This is a genomic window from Mesorhizobium sp. M0771 (genome assembly GCF_040320155.1).
Taxonomy (GTDB): Bacteria; Pseudomonadota; Alphaproteobacteria; order Rhizobiales; family Rhizobiaceae; genus Mesorhizobium.
In genome coordinates, this window is the sequence record NZ_JAMYPC010000032.1 from 17,070 (window position 1) to 38,453 (window position 21,384).

24 protein-coding genes and 2 tRNA genes are annotated in these 21,384 nt (G+C 61.3%); 17 read left to right on the plus strand and 9 right to left on the minus strand.

The window, feature by feature from the left end; translation table 11 throughout:
- Positions 1 to 104 precede the first annotated feature (104 nt).
- The 13 genes from NKI05_RS29950 to NKI05_RS30010 all read left to right on the plus strand — a co-directional run bounded on the left by NKI05_RS29950 (position 105) and on the right by NKI05_RS30010 (position 9,029).
- On the plus strand, positions 105 to 545 hold the full coding sequence (locus NKI05_RS29950; protein WP_352793908.1) for a hypothetical protein: 441 nt from the start codon (positions 105 to 107) through the stop codon (positions 543 to 545).
- A gap of 1 nt (position 546) precedes the next feature.
- Complete coding sequence (locus tag NKI05_RS29955) at positions 547 to 888, plus strand: HNH endonuclease (RefSeq protein ID WP_352793910.1); 342 nt, start codon at positions 547 to 549, stop codon at positions 886 to 888.
- Positions 885 to 1,754 carry a hypothetical protein gene (locus tag NKI05_RS29960; protein ID WP_352793911.1) on the plus strand — a complete coding sequence of 290 codons (870 nt, stop codon included), beginning with the start codon at positions 885 to 887 and terminating at the stop codon, positions 1,752 to 1,754. The genes NKI05_RS29955 and NKI05_RS29960 overlap by 4 nt, the downstream gene beginning before the upstream one ends.
- Positions 1,751 to 2,041: a head-tail connector protein gene (locus NKI05_RS29965; RefSeq protein ID WP_352793913.1), complete on the plus strand. Its 291-nt coding sequence runs from the start codon at positions 1,751 to 1,753 to the stop codon at positions 2,039 to 2,041. Before NKI05_RS29960 ends, NKI05_RS29965 begins: the two co-directional genes overlap by 4 nt.
- 1 nt (position 2,042) lies before the next feature.
- Positions 2,043 to 2,468: an HK97-gp10 family putative phage morphogenesis protein gene (locus NKI05_RS29970; RefSeq protein ID WP_352793915.1), complete on the plus strand. Its 426-nt coding sequence runs from the start codon at positions 2,043 to 2,045 to the stop codon at positions 2,466 to 2,468.
- Positions 2,465 to 2,878 (plus strand): DUF3168 domain-containing protein, encoded by a 414-nt coding sequence (locus NKI05_RS29975; protein WP_352793917.1) that lies wholly within the window; start codon positions 2,465 to 2,467, stop codon positions 2,876 to 2,878. The genes NKI05_RS29970 and NKI05_RS29975 overlap by 4 nt, the downstream gene beginning before the upstream one ends.
- Entirely contained in the window at positions 2,878 to 3,201 is a 324-nt protein-coding gene (locus NKI05_RS29980) for a head-tail adaptor protein (protein WP_352793919.1), read from the plus strand. The genes NKI05_RS29975 and NKI05_RS29980 overlap by 1 nt, the downstream gene beginning before the upstream one ends.
- 30 nt (positions 3,202 to 3,231) lie before the next feature.
- Positions 3,232 to 3,344, plus strand: a tRNA-OTHER gene (locus NKI05_RS29985).
- Between the two features lie 14 nt (positions 3,345 to 3,358).
- Positions 3,359 to 3,763 carry a phage terminase small subunit P27 family gene (locus NKI05_RS29990; protein ID WP_352793921.1) on the plus strand — a complete coding sequence of 135 codons (405 nt, stop codon included), beginning with the start codon at positions 3,359 to 3,361 and terminating at the stop codon, positions 3,761 to 3,763.
- Complete coding sequence (locus NKI05_RS29995) at positions 3,738 to 5,354, plus strand: terminase large subunit (protein WP_352793922.1); 1,617 nt, start codon at positions 3,738 to 3,740, stop codon at positions 5,352 to 5,354. The genes NKI05_RS29990 and NKI05_RS29995 overlap by 26 nt, the downstream gene beginning before the upstream one ends.
- Positions 5,355 to 5,363: 9 nt before the next feature.
- On the plus strand, positions 5,364 to 7,526 hold the full coding sequence (locus NKI05_RS30000; RefSeq protein ID WP_352793924.1) for a tape measure protein: 2,163 nt from the start codon (positions 5,364 to 5,366) through the stop codon (positions 7,524 to 7,526).
- 135 nt (positions 7,527 to 7,661) lie between these two features.
- A complete protein-coding gene (locus NKI05_RS30005) occupies positions 7,662 to 8,567 on the plus strand; it encodes a hypothetical protein (RefSeq protein WP_352793926.1) in 906 nt (301 codons plus the stop codon).
- Between the two features lie 132 nt (positions 8,568 to 8,699).
- The gene (locus NKI05_RS30010) at positions 8,700 to 9,029 is read left to right on the plus strand and encodes a hypothetical protein (protein WP_352793928.1); all 330 of its coding nucleotides are present in this window, start codon (positions 8,700 to 8,702) and stop codon (positions 9,027 to 9,029) included.
- Between the two features lie 39 nt (positions 9,030 to 9,068).
- Here NKI05_RS30010 and NKI05_RS30015 read toward each other — a convergent pair whose 3' ends face one another.
- Positions 9,069 to 9,329 (minus strand): hypothetical protein, encoded by a 261-nt coding sequence (locus NKI05_RS30015; RefSeq protein WP_352793930.1) that lies wholly within the window; start codon positions 9,327 to 9,329, stop codon positions 9,069 to 9,071.
- A 169-nt stretch (positions 9,330 to 9,498) separates the two neighbouring features.
- Here NKI05_RS30015 and NKI05_RS30020 point away from each other — a divergent pair, with 169 nt between their 5' ends.
- Positions 9,499 to 10,131 carry an MT-A70 family methyltransferase gene (locus NKI05_RS30020; RefSeq protein WP_352793932.1) on the plus strand — a complete coding sequence of 211 codons (633 nt, stop codon included), beginning with the start codon at positions 9,499 to 9,501 and terminating at the stop codon, positions 10,129 to 10,131.
- A 168-nt stretch (positions 10,132 to 10,299) separates the two neighbouring features.
- Here NKI05_RS30020 and NKI05_RS30025 read toward each other — a convergent pair whose 3' ends face one another.
- The 5 genes from NKI05_RS30025 to NKI05_RS30045 form a co-directional block, all read right to left on the minus strand.
- Positions 10,300 to 11,115, minus strand: a complete 816-nt coding sequence (locus tag NKI05_RS30025) for a BglII/BstYI family type II restriction endonuclease (protein WP_352793934.1) — start codon at positions 11,113 to 11,115, stop codon at positions 10,300 to 10,302.
- 72 nt (positions 11,116 to 11,187) lie between these two features.
- A complete protein-coding gene (locus NKI05_RS30030) occupies positions 11,188 to 12,174 on the minus strand; it encodes a DUF7946 domain-containing protein (RefSeq protein ID WP_352793936.1) in 987 nt (328 codons plus the stop codon).
- Positions 12,175 to 12,374: 200 nt separating this feature from the next.
- Positions 12,375 to 12,842 carry a hypothetical protein gene (locus NKI05_RS30035; RefSeq protein ID WP_352793938.1) on the minus strand — a complete coding sequence of 156 codons (468 nt, stop codon included), beginning with the start codon at positions 12,840 to 12,842 and terminating at the stop codon, positions 12,375 to 12,377.
- 101 nt (positions 12,843 to 12,943) lie between these two features.
- A tRNA-Gln gene (locus NKI05_RS30040) sits at positions 12,944 to 13,017 on the minus strand.
- A 147-nt stretch (positions 13,018 to 13,164) separates the two neighbouring features.
- Positions 13,165 to 14,112: a lysylphosphatidylglycerol synthase domain-containing protein gene (locus NKI05_RS30045; RefSeq protein WP_023816219.1), complete on the minus strand. Its 948-nt coding sequence runs from the start codon at positions 14,110 to 14,112 to the stop codon at positions 13,165 to 13,167.
- Positions 14,113 to 14,462: 350 nt separating this feature from the next.
- Between NKI05_RS30045 and NKI05_RS30050 the strand changes: the two genes are divergently transcribed.
- Together NKI05_RS30050 and NKI05_RS30055 are read left to right on the plus strand one after the other, a co-directional pair.
- Entirely contained in the window at positions 14,463 to 15,806 is a 1,344-nt protein-coding gene (locus tag NKI05_RS30050; protein ID WP_023816218.1) for a Ppx/GppA phosphatase family protein, read from the plus strand.
- Between the two features lie 247 nt (positions 15,807 to 16,053).
- Positions 16,054 to 16,776 carry an RlmE family RNA methyltransferase gene (locus tag NKI05_RS30055; RefSeq protein ID WP_023816217.1) on the plus strand — a complete coding sequence of 241 codons (723 nt, stop codon included), beginning with the start codon at positions 16,054 to 16,056 and terminating at the stop codon, positions 16,774 to 16,776.
- A gap of 126 nt (positions 16,777 to 16,902) precedes the next feature.
- On the opposite strand, the gene NKI05_RS30060 is transcribed toward NKI05_RS30055, so the two are convergent.
- The 3 genes from NKI05_RS30060 to NKI05_RS30070 all read right to left on the minus strand — a co-directional run bounded on the left by NKI05_RS30060 (position 16,903) and on the right by NKI05_RS30070 (position 19,810).
- Positions 16,903 to 17,928, minus strand: coding sequence for an IS110 family RNA-guided transposase (locus NKI05_RS30060; protein WP_155929724.1), 1,026 nt, complete (start codon positions 17,926 to 17,928; stop codon positions 16,903 to 16,905).
- A 150-nt stretch (positions 17,929 to 18,078) separates the two neighbouring features.
- Positions 18,079 to 19,500 carry an MFS transporter gene (locus NKI05_RS30065; RefSeq protein WP_023816215.1) on the minus strand — a complete coding sequence of 474 codons (1,422 nt, stop codon included), beginning with the start codon at positions 19,498 to 19,500 and terminating at the stop codon, positions 18,079 to 18,081.
- Positions 19,501 to 19,609: 109 nt separating this feature from the next.
- The gene (locus tag NKI05_RS30070; RefSeq protein ID WP_031198005.1) at positions 19,610 to 19,810 is read right to left on the minus strand and encodes a hypothetical protein; all 201 of its coding nucleotides are present in this window, start codon (positions 19,808 to 19,810) and stop codon (positions 19,610 to 19,612) included.
- Between the two features lie 56 nt (positions 19,811 to 19,866).
- On the opposite strand from NKI05_RS30070, the gene guaB reads away from it, so the two are divergent.
- Positions 19,867 to 21,369, plus strand: a complete 1,503-nt coding sequence (gene guaB, locus NKI05_RS30075) for an IMP dehydrogenase (RefSeq protein WP_023730834.1) — start codon at positions 19,867 to 19,869, stop codon at positions 21,367 to 21,369.
- The last annotated feature ends 15 nt before the right edge of the window (positions 21,370 to 21,384 follow it).

The window sequence follows — 21,384 nt, forward strand, 5'->3', positions numbered from 1 at the left end:
CTCATTCCGTGCGCTTGCGGCCGTCTTTGCGGGCCGCTGTCCGCCTTCATGCCCGCCACGATCTGCGCAAGCTCGCGCAGGGTATCGGGGAGGGCCATCTCGGCATGATCGCTGACGTCATCCTGGAAGGCACTGACCAGACCACCGCAAGCAAAATCGTCAACAGCATATCCTCGAAGGGTGTTCGCGAGCTTGGCGCACTGGTCGAGCCGCTGTCTGACTTCGCTTTCGCTCTGCTCGGCATCGACCGCAAAGAGGCTGAAGTAACATCCGACCGTGTCGCTAAGACGCCGGACACGTCCCATTGGATCACACCGCATCTTGAACAGCTGTTCGAGATCGGCACCGGCTGGCTTGGCTGGTCGTCGGCCGACACCTGGGCCGCAACCCCGACCGAAATCATGATCGCCCAGCGTGGCCTCATCGCCAAGCTGAAGGCCATCCACGGCACCCCTGACGACAAGCAGGGAGGCGACCCGCGCCAGCCTGTCAGCCCCGATCAAGTCAAGGAAGGCCTCGCCACGCTGCGCGGGCTGGTGCTCTAGCATGCCTGTCCGTCCGCCAAGGGTCTGCTCTTGTGGCAAGGTTGTGTCCTCCGGCGAGCGTTGTGCTTGCCAGATCATCCGCGACCGCGAGCGCAAAGCCCGCTTCGATCTCACCAGGCCGTCTGCCCGCGAACGCGGTTATGACGGCAAGTGGCAGAAGGCGAGGGCAGAATACCTGATCGCTAACCCGATCTGTCGTTACTGCCCGGCACCAGCAACCGTGGTCGACCACATCAAGCCACACCGTCGCGACATGCGCCTGTTCTGGTCCAGGTCTAACTGGCAACCGCTTTGCACGCCCTGCCACTCATCCATCAAACAGGCCAGGGAATGCCGGCTATGAAGCACACGTCCGAGCGCGAGCTGTGGGTTAACGTCATCTTGCGGGCCACCGAAGACGGTCTGGCTGACAAGCAAGAGCGCAAATGGTTTCAGCTCACCAATCCCGACTTTGTTGAAGTCTGCGCGCTCGCCGACCTCGACCCTGAAGCCGTAGCAGATCGTGCGGCCTCTGCATTCGAGCGCTATGACCAGGCAGAGGCTTCTGGCACCAACTTCGAGATCACCAGGCCGCTGTCGCCAGCACCACGCCCAGTAGCGCGCTACGAGCATGCGGGCCGCTTGATGACCCTATCGGAATGGGCCGAGTTTACGAGCATCAACATCAACACGATCAGAAGCCGATTGGACTCCGGTCGATCCTTCAAAGAGGCAATCGATCCTGCCTTCAGGCCCAAGCCCCGCCGCTTCAACGGCCGGCCTGGTCGCAAGCCTCAGCGGCACACCGTCAACGGCGTAAGCAAGACCCTTACCGAGTGGGCCGTCATCTATGACGTAAACCATCGCTCGCTTGCCCAGAGACTTAGGCAAGGCCAAACGCTTGAACATGCCCTGGCGCACCTTAGTAGCGGCAAGCGTGCCAGCCTGCTGCACACCGTCGACGGGATGAGCAAGACCTATGGCGAATGGGCTGACCACCTTGGCATTAGCTACGACGCATTCCTGAAGCGCCTGAGAGACGGCAACCGAACAGTCGCTGAGGCGGTCGCCATGGGCGGCCCGCGACGACGCTCTTTCCCCAGGCCAATGACCAGCACCCAGGGGGTGGGTCACGACTTGCCCGACCGTTTCGGAACCGGCGGGAGGAGCGCAGCGCGCGATCGCGCCGAAATAGAGTTTTCTGAAAAGCCCGAGAAGGCCCACTCATGAGCATCGTCACCACGGCCGAACTGAAGGCTCATTCGAACCTGTCCGACGACGAGGACGACGTGCTGCTCGATCAGAAGATCGCAGCGGCCGAAGGCTGGTGCGCCGGTTACATCGGTGCGTCACTGGTCGACCTCGACCCGCTCCCGGCCGGCATCCGCGAGGCCATCCTGCGAATAGCGGCCGACCTCTATGAGAACCGCGAGGCGACCTTGATAGGCACGTCCGGTTCGACGTTGCCGTTCGGCGTCACGGATCTGCTCGCACCGCATAAGGTTTGGTCCTTCTGAAATGGCACAATCGGCACAAATCACCCGCCTACAGCGGCGGCTTGAAGCGATTCCGAAGACTGTCCGGACTGCCGTCGTGCCGTCGCTGGTGAAGTCGGGCGAAGAGCTTGCCGGCACCATGCGCCAGCTTGCCGAGACGTCGCGCGATACCGGGGCGCTGATCGAGAGCATCGCGGTCACCACGCCCGGCGCGTCGACGCCGCCTTACAGCCAGCCAGGCGGCACCCGCGTGGCCGGCGAGTTGGAGGTGCTTGTGACAGCCGGCGATCAGGACGTGCGCTATCCCCATCTTGTCGAATACGGCACCAGCAAAGCCGCAGCACAACCGTTCTTCTGGCCTGCTTTCCGCCTACTGCAGAAGCGGATCAAGAATCGCACCAGGCGAGCCATTGGCAAGGCCGTTCGCGATGGATGGAACAAGCAATGATCGAACCGACCATTGCGTTGCAAACCGCCATCAGATCGCGCCTGCTCGACAGACCGGCCGTCACCGCGCTTGTGCAGCCCGACAACATCCGCGCCGGCAGCACCAGGCCTGACCGGACGCCCGCGATAATCATGAGCGACGGCACCACGGCGCTGCACGGCTACGATTACACCGCCCAGCGCGCCGCCTGGGTCAATCTCGACCTGCATATCTGGACGCTCGACCAGGGCCAGGAGGCGGCGAAGGCGATCGCGTTCGCGGTATGCCAGGCGCTCGACGGTCAGCTCGACCTCGTCGGTGCTCACTGCGACCACTTCGAAGTGACCCGCGCCGTGTATCCACGTGATCCTGACCCGCGCTATGGCCACGGCGTTCTATCAGTCGATGCGCTCATCCGGTGGATTGTCTGATGCGCGCCGGCAAGCTCGACCACATCGTCATCCTACAGCGCTCCGTTGAGAGCGTCGCGCCGTCTGGTGCAGTCTCTTCCGAGTGGACCGACATGGCGACGGTCCGCGCCGAACTGCTTCAGGCGACCGCCGACGAGGCCGGGACCAGCTATGGCGAGGCCGAGACCGTCGTCCGCAGTTACCGGATCCGCTGGCTGAACAACTTCGAGATTACCACCGCCGACCGCATGCTCGACGGCGGCGTGGCCTACGGCATCAAGGACATTGTCGAGATCGGCCGGCGGCGTGGCCTTGAACTGCGCTGCGAGAGGATCCGCACATGACAGCCAGATCCACTCATTGCTATGATCATCGTGCCAGTGGCGAAATGGATAGACGCGGGGAAAGCTCCACGGTCCGCGCTGCGGAAACCTTGGCTAGCGCTCTGGCCGCAAGGCCGTGCGGGTTCGATTCCCGCCTGGTGACCGCCGGGCCTATGCCATGAGAGGCCGCAAACCCGCAGGCATCGTCGCCGGCACCTCGACCGTGACGAAGGCTCCTCCGCCGCCGGCCTGGCTATCGAAGGACGCCAAAGCCGAATGGCGGCGCGTGGCGCACATCCTGGTCAATGAGCGCAAGGTGCTCACTGAGGCTGACCTTGGCACCCTCGAATCCTACTGCATCGCCACCGGCACCGTGCGCGAGGCTCACCGTGCCTTGAACCGCGACGGCCTGGTCGTCGCTGGCAAGCGGCATCCAGCATTCGGCATGATGAACGCCGCCCAGACGACCGCACGCCTATGCGCCGCTGAGCTTGGTCTCACGCCTGTCTCACGGTCGCGGCCGTCGATCCGTGACGATGGCGAAAACGACAACGACAATGACAATCCGCTCGACATTTCCTGAGTGGATCTATGACGGCTCGCCGATCGATGACCCTTTGGGCCATGGCGACCGCGCCGTGCGCTTTCTGCGCGCGCTGAAACATCCGAAGAGCCGGGCTATGAAGCGTGCTTTCCAGCTTGACGATTGGCAAGAGCGCATCGTGCGCAAGATCTATGGACCGCGTGACGAGCAGGGGAAGCGCATCGTCTCGACTGTCGTGCTCCTCCTACCGCGGGGAAATCGCAAGACCAGTCTCGCCGCGGCTCTCTCATTACTCCACACCATCGGCCCTGAGCGCGTGCCCGGCGGCGAGGCCATCTTCGCCGCGTCTGATCGAAACCAAGCGAGCATCGGCTTTCGTGAGGCGCTGTCGATCGTTCGCGCCGACAAGCGGATCAGCGCGGCTGTAAAGGTGTCCGATGCAACCAATTCGGCTAAGTCGATCACCTTCAAGAACGACGGCACCAGACTCGAAACGATCTCGGCTGATGGCAACCGGCAGCATGGTCGCACCCCAAATTTCGTGCTGGTTGACGAGCTTCACATTTGGCGCGGCCGTGACCTTTGGGACGCTCTTCAGACCGGCCTCGACAAGACCGACGACGCTCTGCTCGTCGTCGCCTCGACTGCCGGGCGAGGCCAGGACAATATCGCCTGGGAGATCGTCGAGGATGCCCGCAAGGTAGCACGTGGCGACGTGGTCGACCCGACTATCCTGCCCATCCTTTTTGAAGCCGACCGCGATAGCGATTGGCGCGATGAAGCCATCTGGCGGCGGATCAACCCCGGTCTGGCACACGGCTATCCGTCTCTGGCCGGTTTCCGCCGGCACGCCGATCGCGCTGAGCGCAGCGTGTCAGAGCGAGAGAGCTTACGGCAGCTGAAGCTGAACATCTGGCTCGACCGCTCCACTGATCCCTTTGTCGACATGGCCGTGTATGACCAGGGCAACGCGCCGATCGATCTGGAGGCGTTGCGCGGCCGCCCGTGCTGGCTTGCCGTTGACCTGTCGAGCACGACCGACCTGACGACCATCGTTGCCGCATGGCGTGACGATGCCGGCGGCTACATCGTCGTGCCGTGGTTCTTTTGCCCTGGTGAGAGCCTTCGACGGCGTGCGGAGATCGATGGCGTTCCCTATACCTTATGGCGCGACAACGGTCTCATCTCCGCGACGCCCGGCAACGTGGTCGACTACGATTACGTCGAGCAGCGTATTCGGGATCTGTGCGACGAGTTCGACGTTCAGGAGATCGCCTTCGACCCGCACCTCGCTCGCCAGACCATCACCCGGCTCATTGCCGATGGCCTGCCTGCTGTCGAGATGCGTCAGGGTTGGGTCACTATGGCGCCGGCCATTAAAGAGCTTGAACGCGCGATTATCGCCGGCAAGTTCCAGCATGGCGGTCATCCTGTCTTGCGGTGGAACTTCAGCAATATCGCCGTCGAGACCGACAAGGCCGGCAACCAGACCTTTCATAAGGGCAAGTCCACCGATCGCATTGACGGCGCCCAGGCGGCGGCGATGGCCGTGGGCCGTGCCTTCGTCGGTGAAACCAATGTCTCCGCTTACAACGCGCCGGAAAGCACCGGCCTTTTCATTTTTCACTGAGGATCACCGATGGCTGACGAAGAAAGACTGATCGTCTCACTAGAAGCTCGAATCAACCAATTCGAGAAAAACATGGCTCGCGCCAGCCAGACCGCCGGCAAGCAGTTCGGCAGCATCGAGGGCCGCGCCAAGCTGTCGGCCTCGAAGCTGGAATCGTCGTTCACCACAGCGTCGACCCGTGTCGGTGCGAGCCTCAAAGGCATGGCTTCCGGCCTGCTCGCGGGCGTTAGCCTTCAGGCCGCTCAAAAGCTCATCGACGCCGCTACTCGCATCAGCAACAGCTTGAAGGTCGCTGGCCTGTCAGGCACGGACCTGACCAAGGTTTATGACGCGCTCTTCGATAGCGCTCAACGCAACGCCGCTCCGCTCGAAGCGTTGGTCACGCTCTACGGCCGCGCTGCGCAGCAACAGAAGGAATTGGGCGTATCGAGCGAACAGTTGCTGTCGTTCACCGAGGACGTGGCGGTTGCGCTCCGCGTGGCCGGCACCGACGCCAGCCAGGCATCCGGCGCGCTGCTACAGCTAGGGCAGGCGCTCGGCTCTGGCACGGTTCATGCCGAAGAGTTCAATTCTATCCTCGAAGGAGTTCCTACGATCGCCCAGGCGGCGGCCAGCGGCATCAAAGAGGCTAACGGTTCCGTCGCTGCGCTGAAGCAGCTTGTCGTCGATGGCAAGGTCTCATCGAAGGCTTTTTTCGACGGCTTTGCGGCCGGCGCCGAGACCCTTCAGGCGAAGGTTGCCGGTGCGACCATGACGACCTCACAGGGCTTCACGATCTTGACCAACTCGCTTATTCGAGCGGCCGGCAAGTTCGACACCGCCACCGAGACAAGCAAGCGCTTTGGCGCGATCCTTGGTGATCTCGCCGCCTACGTCGATCAATTGAACTTTGATCGGCTGATGGGCAACCTCGACGCCTTGGCCGCCAAGCTCAACGCCCTGAACGGCCTTGCTCAGAACTTCGGCGAGAGTATCGGTCAGGCGCTCGGCACGGACAATCTGGGCAAGTGGCTGGCGACGACCAAGCTTGGCCAGGCGATCGGTATGACCTCGCCGGCTGGCGTTCGCGATCGCATGGCCGGCGACGTTCCGCAGGCCGACGCTGTGATCCAGCAATGGGCCAAGCAGCACTACGGCAACGGCGCTGCCACGACCACGACTCCGAAAACCGATCGCTTGCCGGCGGCGACGAAAACAGAGCAGATCACACTCGCAGACTATCCAGTGACTGGTGGCGGCAGAGGTAAGGGTGCCGGCACGAAAGGAAAAGGCGCCGACGACTACGCCCGCGAAGTCGAGCAGATCCAGAAACGCATTGCCTCACTACGCGCCGAGACCGCTGCCCAGGCGGGCGTCAACCCGCTGGTCGATGACTACGGCGCGGCTGTCGAGAAGGCGCGCATCAAGCAGGAGCTTCTGAACGCTGCCCAGGCGGCCGGCAAGACGATCACGCCGGAACTCGCGGCTTCGATCGACACACTCGCCCAGAACTACGCCGACGCATCCGTCGACGCCGCCAAGCTCGCCGAGGCACAGGACAAGACGAAGGAGTCGGCCCATGAATGGGCAGGGCTCGGCAAAGACGTGCTCGGCGGCTTCATCAGCGACCTGCGCAGCGGCAAGTCGGCGGCTGAAGCACTTGCGGGCGCGCTCGACAAGATTGCTGACAAGCTCCTCGACATGGCGCTGAACAGCCTCTTCAGTTCGGCTGGTGGCGGGATCTTCGGCTTGTTCGGAGGCCTGCTTGGCTTCAGCAAGGGCGGTATTGTGCACCTGGCCGGTGGCGGGCATGTTCGCGGACCTGGCACCGGCACCAGCGATAGCGTCCCGGCTATGCTCAGTGATGGCGAGTTCGTCGTTCGCGCCGAGCAGGCCACGAAGCACCGCGCCCTTCTACAGGCGATCAACGATGGCAGCTTGCCGGCCCTGGCATCTGGTGGCCCGCTCGATGGACGCAACGTAGGGCGGCTCCACAGGCCGGCCAACGACAACCCTGCCCAGGTGATCAACTTGCCGGTAAGCGTGACGGTAAATGCTCAGGGCGGCGACAGGAGTGCAAACGCCGATCTGGCACGCCAAACAGCTCGCGAGACGCAAGACGCTGTGCGGGCCATTGTCCAGGGCGAATTGCGCACAGCCATGCGCCCAGGGGGCGTCTTGCGGGGGCGCTGATCGAGCCCTTGACCCTGCTCACACGAAAAATCGACGGGATGACAATCACCCCGCTCGGTTCTCGCTATAACTGAGAGGAGCATAAAAAAGACCGGCCACAATTTCCCAATGGCAGCCGGTCTAGAAGGTAGTGAGATGTATTATAGCGGTTTCGCGCCGGCCGGTCAGGCTGAGGCACATGAAAAGTTCGGTCGCGACATCGACGACGACATCGTCGCCATGATCGAGGACCTTCCTACCTACTTTCCACCGATCGACTGTCCTATCGAAACCCCGGTCGAGGATACGATCGGCGCTGACAATTTTGCGACAAACCCTATTTCCTGCCCCAAGCCGGAAGCCATGAGAACAAAGGGTATGGCGGCACGCCATCCTAGTGCGCCAGTTACCGGCACCACACCACTACCTACACCCCGTCTACCGCACCCTTCCGACACCACCAGCACCCCTGTAGACATCCGACCAGTCACCAGCACCAAAAGCACCTCGAAGACACCCTGGCGCGAACTCGGAGAGGTAGGCAAGCTTCAGCCTTGTGTCGAAGCTGCTGGGCGCCTGGACGGTTTAGCCTGGTCACTCAACTTCGGCATCGGGCGGGAAGGGGCACTTCTGGCCCATGACGATCCGGCGCGATTGCTGTCCACCTACATCAGCCGGGAGCTCCGTGGTGCACTCGGGCGGGACCTGCCTTACTCGTTCGTCTTTGAGCTGGTCCGCGACAGCCACGGCTTCAACAGGCTGCACGCTCACGGCGTGATCGTGCTCGACGGTGTCGACCAGGACCTTGTCGGTGAAGCTCTCATACGCGCCGGTGGGAAGATCGAAGACAGGGTCTGGGCCGGCCGACAGCTCGATCTGAGAGCGATCACCAGCGCGTCCGGCTGGACCTCCTACATCACGAAGATGCGTCGCTGGGGAAAGGCCACGCCTTCCAATCGCTACGTGTTCAATTCCCGGCAGATGAAGGCGATTGCCCGCCACGACTACGCGGAGCACGGCCTGTCCCGGCCGATTGCCTTTTCGAAGCCTCGCCCGAAATGACCGATTGCGACAGCGGCGCCCCGGGATGTAAGTCACCAGTGAGTAACATATTGATTTTGTTGAATTTTATTCTTGACTCAGCCGTTGGATAGATTCATCTATCGACTGCAACCTCTCAAATTGGAGACCCCAATGGATCACTATTTAGAAGACGAAGCTTGGAACGCCCTGGTCGATCACATCGCCGGGCCGCAGGATCCGGAGCGACAGGGTTGGAACCGGCGCGACGAGGCAATTGAGGCGCTTGGAGAAGCTGGCATCTGGCCGGCGGTGATCCGCGACCACGCCTCCAACTATTCCGACGAGGAGATGCAGAGCCTCCTCGCCGAACTCGATGCGCGTTGCGAGAGCAATGCAGACCGGAACAGGCTGGCGAGCGTTAGGCGCACTCTGGAGTCGATGAAGCGCCTCGACGTCCGAGTGCGGTCGAAGCTGAATAAGCTGCCCAAGGCGATCGAATGACGCTAGCGAAAGCGGTGGGTGGCCAGCCCACCGCTTTCCTTAACGATCGTCATCCGGATGTTTTCCGCTGTTCCGGAACGCTCGTCTGGCCCGCATTAAATCGTCCAAGATCGACTCTTCAACATATAGCGAGGGCATATCGCCACTAGATGGGTAATGAACGACAGCCATCACCTCAACGAAATGCCGTTCACCTTCGACGGTGAGAAAAATGTGCTCTCCCACTCTAGGCATGAGATCCATTTCCATTGAGCGGTCGATCTTCGGGTTCTTCAAGCTTGTGAGGAAGAATTGTGGCATTAGACCTATCCCCGCTGGGCGTGTTGACGCGCTGACCAATGTCGCCGTCTTCTTGACGATCTGCAACGATGAGTGAATGCCAGCCTATTTTTGGTTCTTATATCGGGCCTTTGCCGCTGGCATCGATCAATCGGCATGATATGCCTTACATGCATAAGGGATGGGAATCATGTCGGATCCAGCTTCAGACCTGATCAAGACGGCCAATGGGAAGCGGTTTAAGACCATCCTCGCGGACCCGCCCTGGCAGTTCATCAACCGGACCGGCAAGGTGGCGCCAGAGCATAGGCGTCTTAATCGCTATGGCACCATGGGCCTTGAAGCGATCAAGGCGCTTCCGGTCGACCAGGTCAGCGCCGACACGTCGCATCTCTATCTTTGGGTTCCGAACGCGCTCCTGCCGGACGGCTTACAGGTGATGCAGAGCTGGGGCTTCACCTACAAGTCGAACCTGATCTGGCACAAGATCCGAAAGGATGGAGGTTCTGACGGTCGCGGTGTCGGCTTCTATTTCCGCAACGTCACCGAGATCATCCTGTTCGGCGTGCGAGGGAAGAACGCCAGAACTCGTGAGGCCGGTCGCACCCAGGTCAACCTGCTAGCCACGCGCAAGCGCGAGCATTCGAGGAAGCCGGACGAGCAGTATGACCTCATCGAGGCTTGTTCGCCCGGGCCGTATCTAGAACTGTTTGCTCGCGGGACGCGGCCGAAATGGACGGTGTGGGGTAATCAGGCCGACGACGACTACGCCCCGACATGGGACACCTACAGCAACCACTCGCGGGCCGTCGCGGCTGAGTAGGCGGCAACGAGGACGTCGCCGAGCACGTCCTCGACGCCGTCGATGATCGCCTACCTCGACGCCCACGTCGGCGTGTCTCACGAAGTGTTTCACGGCACGATGAGCACATCCTCGACACCCTGGACGAGCATATCCACGACAATCCTCGATAACCGCGTCCTCGACGATCTACCCCTGGCCGTCAGGAGGCGACCAGTCCTCAATGCAGCCGGGGCGAATTCCGATTGCAAGAACCGGGCAACCGCCGTTGCGACCAGCATTCAACCGATACAGAAGCTTGCCCATCCAGGTCGTGCTCGCGCCATACTTCGACGGGAGCTTTGAGCCAGCGATTTCATCGCCGTTCTTGTCCACGGTTGTGCCGATGGCCTTAAAGACGTCGTTTAGCTCACGGCTCCTGGTCAACAGCACGCCGGCGTCGATCGCCCCCGCCTGATAGAAGGCGTTAAAGGCGTAAAGGTCGCGGTCAAACGTCTGATCCTTACTGTTCCACTCAAGATCGAAGGCAACCTTGTTCTTTACGTAGTCGATCTTGTGGCCGTCGATGAACCCTTTGCGGACGTCTTCTCTCGCGTCCGGTTTGAAAATTGGTTTGCCTGCCTTTGTGATTCCAACCTGCTCTTTCCATAAGAGTGTCACATGCAAATCGCCGCGCACGATGGTCTCATGCCACCCCTTGGGTCTTAAAAGCGCATTGATGCGCTTAGGCACCTCGGATTCGTTTCCCCCAGCCGAACGAATGATGCGTTTAGTCAACGTGAACTTGCGCAAGGCTTGAAGCAGTTCGGCCCACTCGTCGGGCCGCGTCTCGGAAAGGACCACCACCGCATTTTTGTAGCTGAAGAACTCATATTTCTGGCGGATATCCAGGGGCACCCTCGCGTCGACTAAGGCTTGATTATCGGCAAATTTGGTAGAAAGCGAGGTATCAGGAAAAGCTTGCTCAAGCTCGCCGCTATCGATCTCGTCGTTGTCGTCAGCCATGACAATCTCCCAATGTTGGGATAGCTGATTCTATCTCGACGACGAATGCCCGGAAGCGCTAGCAGCCTGCAATTACGCTGGAGGTGGAGGGAGGATACCAACGACAATCAACCGAACAGGCTCGCCGACCTTGTCTCGCACGATGTAGGTCTGCAGATATACCTTGTCCCTGCCCATTGCCGCCAAGAGCTGGCTTTGCAAACGGCCTTTAATATCTGAAGGAACGTTAAAGCTGAGAGGCTGGGCGCTGATCGTCAGTCTAGCTTTCCCCCACCCCGTTTCCTTATTATATTGGATAATATCACCCAAGATCGGGGTAATTTGCTGATCAACGGCAGATACTTCTATCTCCTCAGCCATGCGGCGATTGAGAAACAATATCCCTTTAGGCGCGGAATGACCGGCGACAGATACAATCTGTAAAGTATTCGCGCTTCTGCGCAGTGCGGTAGCCATCTCGCTTACAAGAGGCGCAGACATTGATATCAGTTTCTGCTCTCTCGCTCCATCAATGCGACCAAGTTGTGCTGAAGCAGATGTCATTTCCTTTTCTCGTGTTAATTCCGCAATTCGCCTTTCGAGCAATTCTTTCTGTTGTCCGTGAAGATTCTCTTTAATTTCTTGGTCATTTTGTATAATGCTCAGAGCTTTATTTATTAACTCAGTATTGTTGTCATCTATATGCCCGATTTGAGCTACCACCTCAGTATGGGCATTGAGCGCAGTTGCTACGTCGCTGTTCGATGTCTTGCCTACTATTCGCTCAAATATGTATGACATTAAATTTGTGACGGATACGGAAACAAATGTTTCCTGCGCAACCATCAGAGCTGGCATAAGTATGCTAATGTCAAAAGAGCCTTCATCCTGGCTCTGCAGTAGGATGTCTCGATTGCTGGTGTTAGTAATTTTTTTTACGAATCCGCCAGTCGAGCGAAATTGCAGCAGCTTCACGATCAATCTTGCTGCAGCATATTGGAAACGTGCCGCTTCGTAAAAATTCAAGGTGTGCTGATCAGCAAGGGCACCTTCAAAGTGAAAGATCAATTTTTCTGGCATATGTCGTTCCTCCGCCCACGCTTAACTTATCAGTAGTGGGGGAAGAGTCGCAACCGGCTGATGAAGCGGCCAGGACGAGCACCCAGACACCGTTCAGTTTCGAGGTAGGCCACCAACGCATTGAGACCGTTCGGAACCACGACAATCCGCAGAAACGGCCAGATAGTTCGTCAGTCGGCGGCAACGCCAAAACAGCGCTCTTAGCGCCAGGCCTTATCCAGAGCGTTTTTCAGGCGCACCAACGACTTCGCAGTTCGGGGGCAAACATATTTATAAGAGGGCGTAGGATAGCGTTTACCGCGAGCCACAATCGCAGCAAAAGCCTGCGCCAAGTCCATCAGCACGCCTTGCTCGCCTTTCTCAATGACGATCGTTGGCCGTCCATAGTGACCTTCGGTTTGCATGTCGTCGAGGAGTGCGTTGACCTCGTTGCTCTTAGGAACATCACCGGACAAATAGAGCTCTACAGCGTCGCCTCGGGTTACCCGTAGTGTCATGCTGCAAAACCAAAGGAAGAGCCGCTTCCTTGCGTCGTGGTCACCGCCTCCACGATCATCCACGAGAAAGAAGTCGCCGCTATCAAGTTTTTTGATCCGCTTGTCGAAGAATCCGTCATACTCATCGAACAAAGCTTGTTTCAGCGCGCGCGTCGCAACATCAGTTGCCATCAGAATTGCCTCCTTGTGCCGGCCTTATACGACGGAAGGGTGTTACGGATGCAAACTTTGTAGAGAGACTAAGTAGCTGAAATAACACATAAAAATAGACTTGGCTGGGGAACCTGGATTCGAACCAGGACTAACGGAGTCAGAGTCCGTGGGTCTACCGTTAACCTATTCCCCAGCAGGCGCTGTCGCGCTGGTGGGCCGCCGAAGCAGCCGCGCGTGCCTTGTAGCCGCCGCCGGAAAATAGTCAAGCCTAAGCTGCGTTTCAATCACAGCGTTTCATAGGGGCAATTACGCCCGGGTGGCGCGCCGCACCCAATGATCCTCAGCTCTCCGTCCGGCTGTATTGCGAATGTTCGAAGAACAGCACCACGCCGAGCGCGATCAGCAGCGGGATGATCAGGTAAAACAGCCGGAACACCAGAAGTGCCGCCAACACGCCGACCGGGTCCATATCAGACAGGCCCGCGAGGAACACGACCTCGAACACGCCGAGCCCGCCCGGCGCGTGCGAGATCTGCGCAACCGAGAACGACACCAGGAACACGCCGAGAATGACAAAATAGCCGGGATTTCCGGCCGCCGGCAGAGCAAAGAAGATGATCGCCGCTGCTGCCAGAAGCTCGATCGGGCCGATCAGCAATTGCCGCGCCACGATCGGCAGCGCCGGATAGTGCAGCTGGAAGCCGGCGATTTTCAGCGGCTTCAGATGCAGCCAGCTGCCGAAGATGTAGGCGCCGACCAGGATCAGCAAAGCGATGCCGGCGGCGATCGCCAGGCCGTGGTGCGGGGCGCCGGAAAAGCGGTCGATGATCGCAGGCTCGAACACCAGCACCAGGCCGCCGACCAGAATGCTGGAGAGCACGAAGGTGATCCAGCAGATCGCCACCAGAATGCCGACGTCCTGGCCGGTCAGCCCCCTGGTGCCATAGGCGCGATAGCGGATCACGGCGCCCGAAAACACCGAGCCGCCAATGTTGTGCGACAGCGCATAGGTGGTGAAGGAGCAGAAGGTGACGAACAGCCACGAGACCTTTTTGCCGATATGCAAGAGCGCTATGTGGTCGTAGCCGGCAAGCGAGGCGTAGGCGACCACCGAGCTCAGCGCCGCCAGCACCCAGCCGCGCGTCGGGATGGCTGATATGCCGTCCCAGACATCGTCGATCGAGATGCCGCGCAACTCATGCCACAGCAACAACAGCGACCCGATGACCGCCGCGACACCGATGACCGGCCACAGATAGCGCTTCCAATTCGTGCCCCCCCAATTCATGGAGTTGTCGTCATGTGTTGCTGCCCATCGCCCAGGCGGGCGTTAAAACGTCCGCGATTCACCAATTCCCCCTCATTTCAGAAATGCCTCATTGAAGCCGGCTATTCAACCGGCAAGGGTGAGCAGCCGGTTCGCCAACGGCGAATTCGTCGTGCCAGTGGCAAGATGAAAAGGCTAGCGAACGCCGGGACGCTGCAAAGCAGCGGGGACGTGGCAGGACGCAGCCGGCAAAATTTGGCCCCTTGCTCTTGGTGATCCGGTCCGGCGCTGCTACTCTGGCGGCAACTTAAAATTTTTAAGCGCCTGCTGCGTCCGGTTTTCCGGTTCGCGCGGCGCCGGAAGGAACTGAAGTGGAAGACCACGACACCGGCGCTGGCGCGCCGGAAGTGGGCTTGTCCAGGGCTTCGCCGCCGTCAGGCGGGCCAAGCCCATCCGCCGGGCGGCCCCGCCAGGCGGGGCCTCAGTCCGGTAACGGACAGGCCGGCGAAGCCCAGCATCAGCGAGGCAAGGCGAGAAAGCGGCGCAAGCGCCGGCGTGGGCGCAAGGTTTTTGCGCGCGACGACAGCCCTCTCGCAACGGCCGCAGCGGTTGGTGCGCCGGCCTCCGTCGGCCCGGCCGCTCCAGCGCCGGTGCCTTTGCCCTCGGCGCCACAATCCCGACCGGAACAGCCAATGCATCGTCCGCCGATGCAGGAACTGCCGGTGTTTGCCGCGCTCGATCTCGGCACCAACAATTGCCGGCTTTTGGTCGCGGTGCCGCAGCGCCATGGCCAGTTCCGCGTCATCGACGCCTTCTCGCGCATCGTCAGGCTGGGCGAGGGGCTGACCGCCAATGGGCACCTGAGCCAGGCGGCGATGGACCGCGCCGTCGAGGCGCTGAAAATCTGCGGCGACAAATTGCGCAACCGCAAGATCAGGAAAGCCCGGCTGATCGCCACCGAAGCCTGCCGCACCGCCGATAATGGCGTAGAATTCCTGCAGCGCGTCGAGCGCGAGGCAGGGCTGAAGCTCGAGATCATCGACCGCCAGACCGAAGCGCGGCTTGCTGTATCCGGCTGCGGCTCGCTGGTCGAGCGCGACACGCAAGGCGTGGTGCTGTTCGACATTGGCGGCGGCTCGTCCGAAATCGCGCTGATCGACCTCACCGGCCAGCGCTCGCCGCGGCTGGCCAACCACATCGTGTCGTGGACGTCGCTGCCGGTCGGCGTTGTCTCGCTGGCCGAGCGCTTTGGCGGCCGCACGGTGACGCGCGAGATCTTTGCCGCCATGGTCGATGATGTCGCGGTGCGGCTAAAGTCCTTCGACGGCCGCGACCGGCTGAGCCATGTGCTGGCCAGTCCGAAATTCCATCTGCTGGGCACATCCGGCACGGTGACGACGCTGGCCGGCGTCCATCTCGATCTCGAACGCTACGACCGGCGCCGCGTCGACGGGCTGTGGATGGACCGCGACAGCGTCGACCGCATGGTCGAAAAGCTGGTCGGCTGGGACTTCCAGCAGCGCTGCGCCAACCCGTGCATCGGCGCCGACCGTGCCGATCTTGTGCTGGCCGGCTGTGCTATCCTGGAAGCCATCCGTGCGGTGTGGCCGTCGGAGCGGCTGCGCGTCGCCGACCGGGGCTTACGCGAAGGCATTTTGAGCGAGCTGATGGCCGATGACGGCATCTGGCGCAACAGTGGGCGGGGCCGAGCATGATCCGCATTGCTTTGGTCCCCGCCCCCCCCCCCCCCCGTCGAGCTCCCCCCCACACCTCTCCCCCGATCGACGGGGTAGAGGAAGGGCGCGAACTTATGCAGACCGGCGCCTTTCCTCTCCCTCCGGAGGGGGGAGAGGTGGCGCCGCGAAGCGGCGACGGAGTGGGGGAAGCCCTTCGCGAAACGCGAAGCCGCCGAAAAACGGCGGCAACTCGGCCAGCGCAAAAACTCAAACAAGAAATAACGTCATGACCAAGAAGCCGGAAAAGCCGGGCTCCGCCAGCATTCGCGTCCTCAAAACACGAATCAAGAACAAGTCGGGCCTCAAAGAATCGTCGCGCCGCTGGCTGCAGCGCCACATTAACGATCCCTATGTCCAGAGGTCAAAAGCCGACGGCTACCGGTCGCGCGCGGCCTACAAGCTGATCGAGATCGACGACAAGCATCATCTCTTGAAGCCCGGCATGAAGGTCATTGATCTCGGTGCGGCCCCCGGCGGCTGGTGCCAGGTGGCGGCGGCGAGGACCAAGTCGACGGCGGAAAATCCGCATGTCATCGGCATCGACTATCTCGAAATGCCCGCCGTGCCCGGCGCGCCGGTGCTGCTGATGGACTTCCTTGACCCCGATGCGCCGCAAAAGCTCGCCGAAGCGCTGGGCGGCGACCCCGATATCGTGTTGTCGGACATGGCCGCGCCGACGACGGGTCATAAGCGAACCGACCACATCCGCACCATGCATTTGTGCGAGGTGGCCGCCGATTTCGCGCTGTCGGTGCTGAAGCCGGGCGGGCACTTTTTGGCCAAGACGTTTCAAGGCGGCGCCGAAAACGAGCTGCTGTCGATGCTCAAGAAGAACTTCCGCTCGGTGCACCACGTGAAGCCGCCGGCGTCGCGCGATGAGTCGGTGGAACTGTATTTGCTGGCGAAGGATTTTAAGGGCAGAGAGCCACCAGTGGCATCGTCATCCTAGGGCGAAGCAAGGAGCGAAGCGACGCAGCGCAGACCCTAGGATCCATGCCGCGATGTTAACGCGTTGAAAACGCTGCCGAATTCTGTGCCGCTGCATCCTGCGATCAAGATCACGGCATGACTGTGTTCATGCGAATGCTTTTTTATCGCGAATGATGGCGTTGAGGACGACGAGAAGCTTTCTTGCGACGGCGATGATGGCGAGTTTCTTGGAACCTGAGCGGGCTGCGATGGCGGTGTAGAAAGTTCTGAAGCGCTCACAAGCCCGGATGGCGCCGAGCGCTGCCATGTAGAGTGCGCGACGTACGCGTGATCGACCACCCTGGATCTGGCTCCTGCGATTGAGCTTGCCGCTCTTGTTGTCGAAGGGAGCAAGGCCGGCGAGTGCCGCGATCGACTTGGGTGAGCGTTGGCCGAGCTCGGGCAGGTGCGCCAGCAGCGAGAACGAAGTGATCTTGGAGACGCCGGGTACGGAGATCATCAGCGCGTTGTCGCGGGCCATGTCCTCGGCTTGGGCAATGGCTTGGGCGATCTGCCCCTCGATACCCTTGATGCGGACATTGAAGGTAGCGATCAGCTCTTCGATTTCGGCGATGACAATCGCGCCGAAGGCTTCGCTGCGCTGTTTCTTCAACGTTGCCCTGATCTCGACCATTTGGTCGCGAAGGCGGGCAAGCGATTGAAGGTGTTCGCCTTCTTCGCGCGGTGCCGGCTCGGCTTCCGGGTGATAGCGGCGGCCATAGTCGCTCAGCATCCTGGCATCGAGACGGTCGGTCTTGGCGCGCCGTCTCGTCGACTTCGCATAGTGGTGGGTGTGCGCCGGATTGTGCCGGGAGAACGGCACGCCGGCCTTGGCTAGCGCATGACGCAGCAGGCGGTCATGAACGCCTGTCGCCTCCATGACGACGAAGTCTCGACTGGGATGCAGGCCTGCCACATAGGCAGCGATCGCATCGGCCTGATTGTCGATGCGATGGTATTGACCGCTTGCCTCATCAAAAAAGTCCAACCACTGCTTTGAGATGTCGCAGCCGACATAGTTCTGCATTATCATGTCCACGCCTCTTCCTGTGGTGCGGGGTCTGCTTGGAACAGCCCCGTGCAACTGTTCAGGTTGATGGTTCACCGGTGGGAAGGGACCGAGCCATGCCACGGCCTGTCCTCAAAAAGGACGACCAGGATCCTGTCGGTCTCCTTCCCACCCCAAACATAGCATGGGAACAACACACAGGATCCTGGGTCTGCGCGACGCTTTGAGTCGCTTCGCCCTAGGATGAACGAAGTGATGAGGGGCGCTCGCCCCTTACTTCCCAGCCGTGCTCACCGGCTCCAGCGTCTTCGGCGTCGTCAGCCGGCCGTGGCCCGACACCGCATTGCCGGCATCCGGTGCCAGCCGCATGAACGATACCGACGCCGCCGCTGACACTGCCGCCACGATGAAGAAGGCAATGTGGAAATCGCCGAGCATCAGCGGGCCGCCATGGATCGAGGTCGAGACTTCCAGGATGCCGCCGGCCAGCGCCACGCCGAGCGCGATCGACAACTGCTGGAACACCGCCGTGATCGGCGTTGCCTTGCTGGTGTCTTCAGCCGTCACCTCGGCATAGGAGAGCGCGTTGACGCCGGTGAAGAACATCGAGCGGATAAACCCGCCGACCAGCAATATCGCCAGCATCAGCGCGTAAGGCGTCTCCGGCGTGAACAGGCCGTAGATGGCGATCGATGCGGCCGCGATCAGCGAGCCCCAGATCAGCACCCGGCGGAAGCCGGCGAGCCGGAAGATCAGCGCGGTGACGAACTTCATGCCGATGGCGCCGATGGCCGAGACGAAGGTGATCATGCCCGACTGGAACGGCGTCAGCCCGAAGCCGATCTGGAACATCAGGGGCAACAGGAACGGCACCGCGCCGATGCCGATGCGAAACAGCGAGCCGCCGAGCACCGAGGAGCGGAACACCTGGTTGCGGAACAGTTCCAGCGCCAGCAGCGGGTTCTTGGCGCGCCGCGCATGCAGCAGATAGAGCACGCCGGAAATCAGCCCGACCGCCACGGTGATGAGGCCGGTCGCCGGCGGCAGATAGGGCAGGCTGACCACCGACAGGCCGAAGACGACGCCGGAGGCCGCCAGCCCGCTCAGCACGAAACCGACGAAATCGAGCGGCGGCGTCTCCATCGAGTCGGTTTGCGGCAGGAAGCGCGTCGCCAGCCAGATGCCGATCAGGCCGATCGGCACGTTGATCAGAAAGATCCAGTGCCAGGTGAAATAGGTGGTGATGAAGCCGCCGATCGGTGGTCCCACAAGCGGGCCGACCAGCGCCGGCACCGTGAGCCACGACATGGCGGCAACCAGCTCGCTCTTCGGCGTCGCGCGCACCAGCACCAGGCGGCCGACCGGCGTCATCATGGCGCCGCCTATGCCTTGCAGGAAGCGCGAGACGACGAAGGCCGGCAGTGAATTGGAGATGGCGCAGCAGACCGAGCCGACGATGAACACGCCGATCGCGGCGCGAAAAATGGTCTTGGCGCCAAACCGGTCGGCCATCCAGCCGCTGATCGGAATGAAGATGGCCAGCGACACCAGATAGGCGGTCAGCGCCAGCTTGAGCGCGATCGGGCTGGTGTGGATGTCGACGGCGATCGCCGGCAGCGATGTCGCAATGACGGTCGAATCCATGTTTTCCATGAACAAGGCGACCGCCAGAATGAGCGGAATGATGCGGTTCAACGAACGCGTCCGAACTGGCCAAAAATTGCGTGCCGACCAATCCAGGCAATGAAAAGGCGGGGCAAGCGATACGAACCGGCGGTTATCACGCCTCAGGCGCGATGTCGCATTAATTTGCTGTCACTTTTGTGCGACCGCGCGCGGACAAGAGGCGTTGCTGCGTTTCTGCACAAAGGATGAAACTGGCGAAAATCGACCCTCTCCTGGGCAGGTCCGCCGAATAGGAGATGACCGGCTTTTCATCGGCGCCGCGACGTGTTACCAGCCAGCGCCAATCCTGAAAGGGAAGAAACGAGTCGGCGCTGTCCATTTCGGTCCAGCGCTTTTTTGTATTCTCCCGGCGCTTTTCGTATCCGAGGACTGGCCATGGCAAAAATCATCGAAACGTCCACCGGCGCGCTGGCGCTGACCTTTGACGACGTGCTGTTGCAGCCCGGTCATTCCGAGGTCATGCCCGGTGAGACCGACATCCGCACCCGCATCGCCACCGACATCGACCTCAACGTGCCGATCCTGTCGGCCGCCATGGACACCGTCACCGAGGCGAGGCTTGCCATCGCCATGGCGCAGGCCGGCGGCATCGGCGTCATCCACCGCAATTTCTCGCCGGCCGAACAGGCCGAGCAGGTGCGTCAGGTCAAGAAGTTCGAATCGGGCATGGTCATCAATCCGGTCACCATCGGCCCCGACGCCACCCTGGCCGACGCGCTGGCGCTGATGCGCACCTATTCCATCTCGGGCATTCCGGTGGTCGAGAATGGCGGCAGCGGCGGCCAGAAGATCGGCCGCCTGGTCGGCATCCTGACCAACCGCGACGTGCGCTTCGCCTCCGATCCGGGGCAGAAAGTCTACGAATTGATGACCCGTGAGAACCTGATCACGGTCAAGGAGAATGTCGACCAGGACGAGGCCAAGCGGCTGCTGCACCAGCACCGTATCGAAAAGCTCGTCGTCGTGGACAAGTCGGGCAATTGCGTCGGCCTGATCACCGTCAAGGACATCGAGAAGTCGCAGCTCAACCCGCACGCCACCAAGGATGCGCAGGGGCGCCTGCGGGCGGCGGCCGCCACCAGCGTCGGCGATGACGGCTTCGAGCGCGCCGAGCGGTTGATCGATGCCGGTGTCGACCTCCTGGTCATCGACACCGCGCATGGCCATTCGCAGCGCGTGCTCGATGCGGTGACGCGGGCCAAGAAGCTTTCCAATTCCGTCCGCATCCTGGCCGGAAACGTCGCCACCGCCGAAGGCACGCAGGCGCTGATCGACGCCGGCGCCGATGCCGTCAAGGTCGGCATCGGCCCGGGCTCGATCTGCACCACGCGCATCGTCGCCGGCGTCGGCGTGCCGCAGCTTTCGGCGATCATGTCGGCGGTCGAGACGGCGCATAGATCAGGCGTGTCGGTCGTCGCCGACGGCGGCATCAAATATTCGGGTGACCTGGCCAAGGCGCTTGCCGCCGGCGCCAGTGCGGCCATGATCGGTTCGCTGCTGGCCGGCACCGACGAAAGCCCGGGCGAGGTCTATCTGCATCAGGGCCGCTCCTTCAAGGCCTATCGCGGCATGGGCTCTGTCGGCGCCATGGCGCGCGGCTCGGCCGATCGCTACTTCCAGGCCGAGGTTCGCGACACGCTGAAACTGGTCCCGGAAGGCATTGAAGGGCAGGTGCCCTACAAGGGACCTGTGTCTGGCGTGCTGCACCAGCTTGCGGGCGGGCTAAAAGCCGCTATGGGTTATGTCGGTGGCCGCGACCTTGCCGATTTTCGCGAACGCGCCACCTTTGTGCGCATATCCAACGCCGGACTTCGTGAAAGCCACGCCCATGACGTCACGATTACCCGCGAAAGCCCGAACTATCCTGGCGGAGCCTGACCGGCAGCCAGAGCG

Bases quoted from the DNA above. Each gene is read 5' to 3' on its own strand.
- NKI05_RS29950 (WP_352793908.1), top strand. From the start codon at position 105: ATGATCGCTGACGTCATCCTGGAAGGCACTGACCAGACCACCGCAAGC.
- NKI05_RS29955 (WP_352793910.1), top strand. From the start codon at position 547: ATGCCTGTCCGTCCGCCAAGGGTCTGCTCTTGTGGCAAGGTTGTGTCC.
- NKI05_RS29960 (WP_352793911.1), top strand. From the start codon at position 885: ATGAAGCACACGTCCGAGCGCGAGCTGTGGGTTAACGTCATCTTGCGG.
- NKI05_RS29965 (WP_352793913.1), top strand. From the start codon at position 1,751: ATGAGCATCGTCACCACGGCCGAACTGAAGGCTCATTCGAACCTGTCC.
- NKI05_RS29970 (WP_352793915.1), top strand. From the start codon at position 2,043: ATGGCACAATCGGCACAAATCACCCGCCTACAGCGGCGGCTTGAAGCG.
- NKI05_RS29975 (WP_352793917.1), top strand. From the start codon at position 2,465: ATGATCGAACCGACCATTGCGTTGCAAACCGCCATCAGATCGCGCCTG.
- NKI05_RS29980 (WP_352793919.1), top strand. From the start codon at position 2,878: ATGCGCGCCGGCAAGCTCGACCACATCGTCATCCTACAGCGCTCCGTT.
- NKI05_RS29990 (WP_352793921.1), top strand. From the start codon at position 3,359: ATGAGAGGCCGCAAACCCGCAGGCATCGTCGCCGGCACCTCGACCGTG.
- NKI05_RS29995 (WP_352793922.1), top strand. From the start codon at position 3,738: ATGACAATCCGCTCGACATTTCCTGAGTGGATCTATGACGGCTCGCCG.
- NKI05_RS30000 (WP_352793924.1), top strand. From the start codon at position 5,364: ATGGCTGACGAAGAAAGACTGATCGTCTCACTAGAAGCTCGAATCAAC.
- NKI05_RS30005 (WP_352793926.1), top strand. From the start codon at position 7,662: ATGTATTATAGCGGTTTCGCGCCGGCCGGTCAGGCTGAGGCACATGAA.
- NKI05_RS30010 (WP_352793928.1), top strand. From the start codon at position 8,700: ATGGATCACTATTTAGAAGACGAAGCTTGGAACGCCCTGGTCGATCAC.
- NKI05_RS30015 (WP_352793930.1), bottom strand. From the start codon at position 9,329: ATGCCACAATTCTTCCTCACAAGCTTGAAGAACCCGAAGATCGACCGC.
- NKI05_RS30020 (WP_352793932.1), top strand. From the start codon at position 9,499: ATGTCGGATCCAGCTTCAGACCTGATCAAGACGGCCAATGGGAAGCGG.
- NKI05_RS30025 (WP_352793934.1), bottom strand. From the start codon at position 11,115: ATGGCTGACGACAACGACGAGATCGATAGCGGCGAGCTTGAGCAAGCT.
- NKI05_RS30030 (WP_352793936.1), bottom strand. From the start codon at position 12,174: ATGCCAGAAAAATTGATCTTTCACTTTGAAGGTGCCCTTGCTGATCAG.
- NKI05_RS30035 (WP_352793938.1), bottom strand. From the start codon at position 12,842: ATGGCAACTGATGTTGCGACGCGCGCGCTGAAACAAGCTTTGTTCGAT.
- NKI05_RS30045 (WP_023816219.1), bottom strand. From the start codon at position 14,112: ATGAATTGGGGGGGCACGAATTGGAAGCGCTATCTGTGGCCGGTCATC.
- NKI05_RS30055 (WP_023816217.1), top strand. From the start codon at position 16,054: ATGACCAAGAAGCCGGAAAAGCCGGGCTCCGCCAGCATTCGCGTCCTC.
- NKI05_RS30070 (WP_031198005.1), bottom strand. From the start codon at position 19,810: ATGGACAGCGCCGACTCGTTTCTTCCCTTTCAGGATTGGCGCTGGCTG.
- guaB (WP_023730834.1), top strand. From the start codon at position 19,867: ATGGCAAAAATCATCGAAACGTCCACCGGCGCGCTGGCGCTGACCTTT.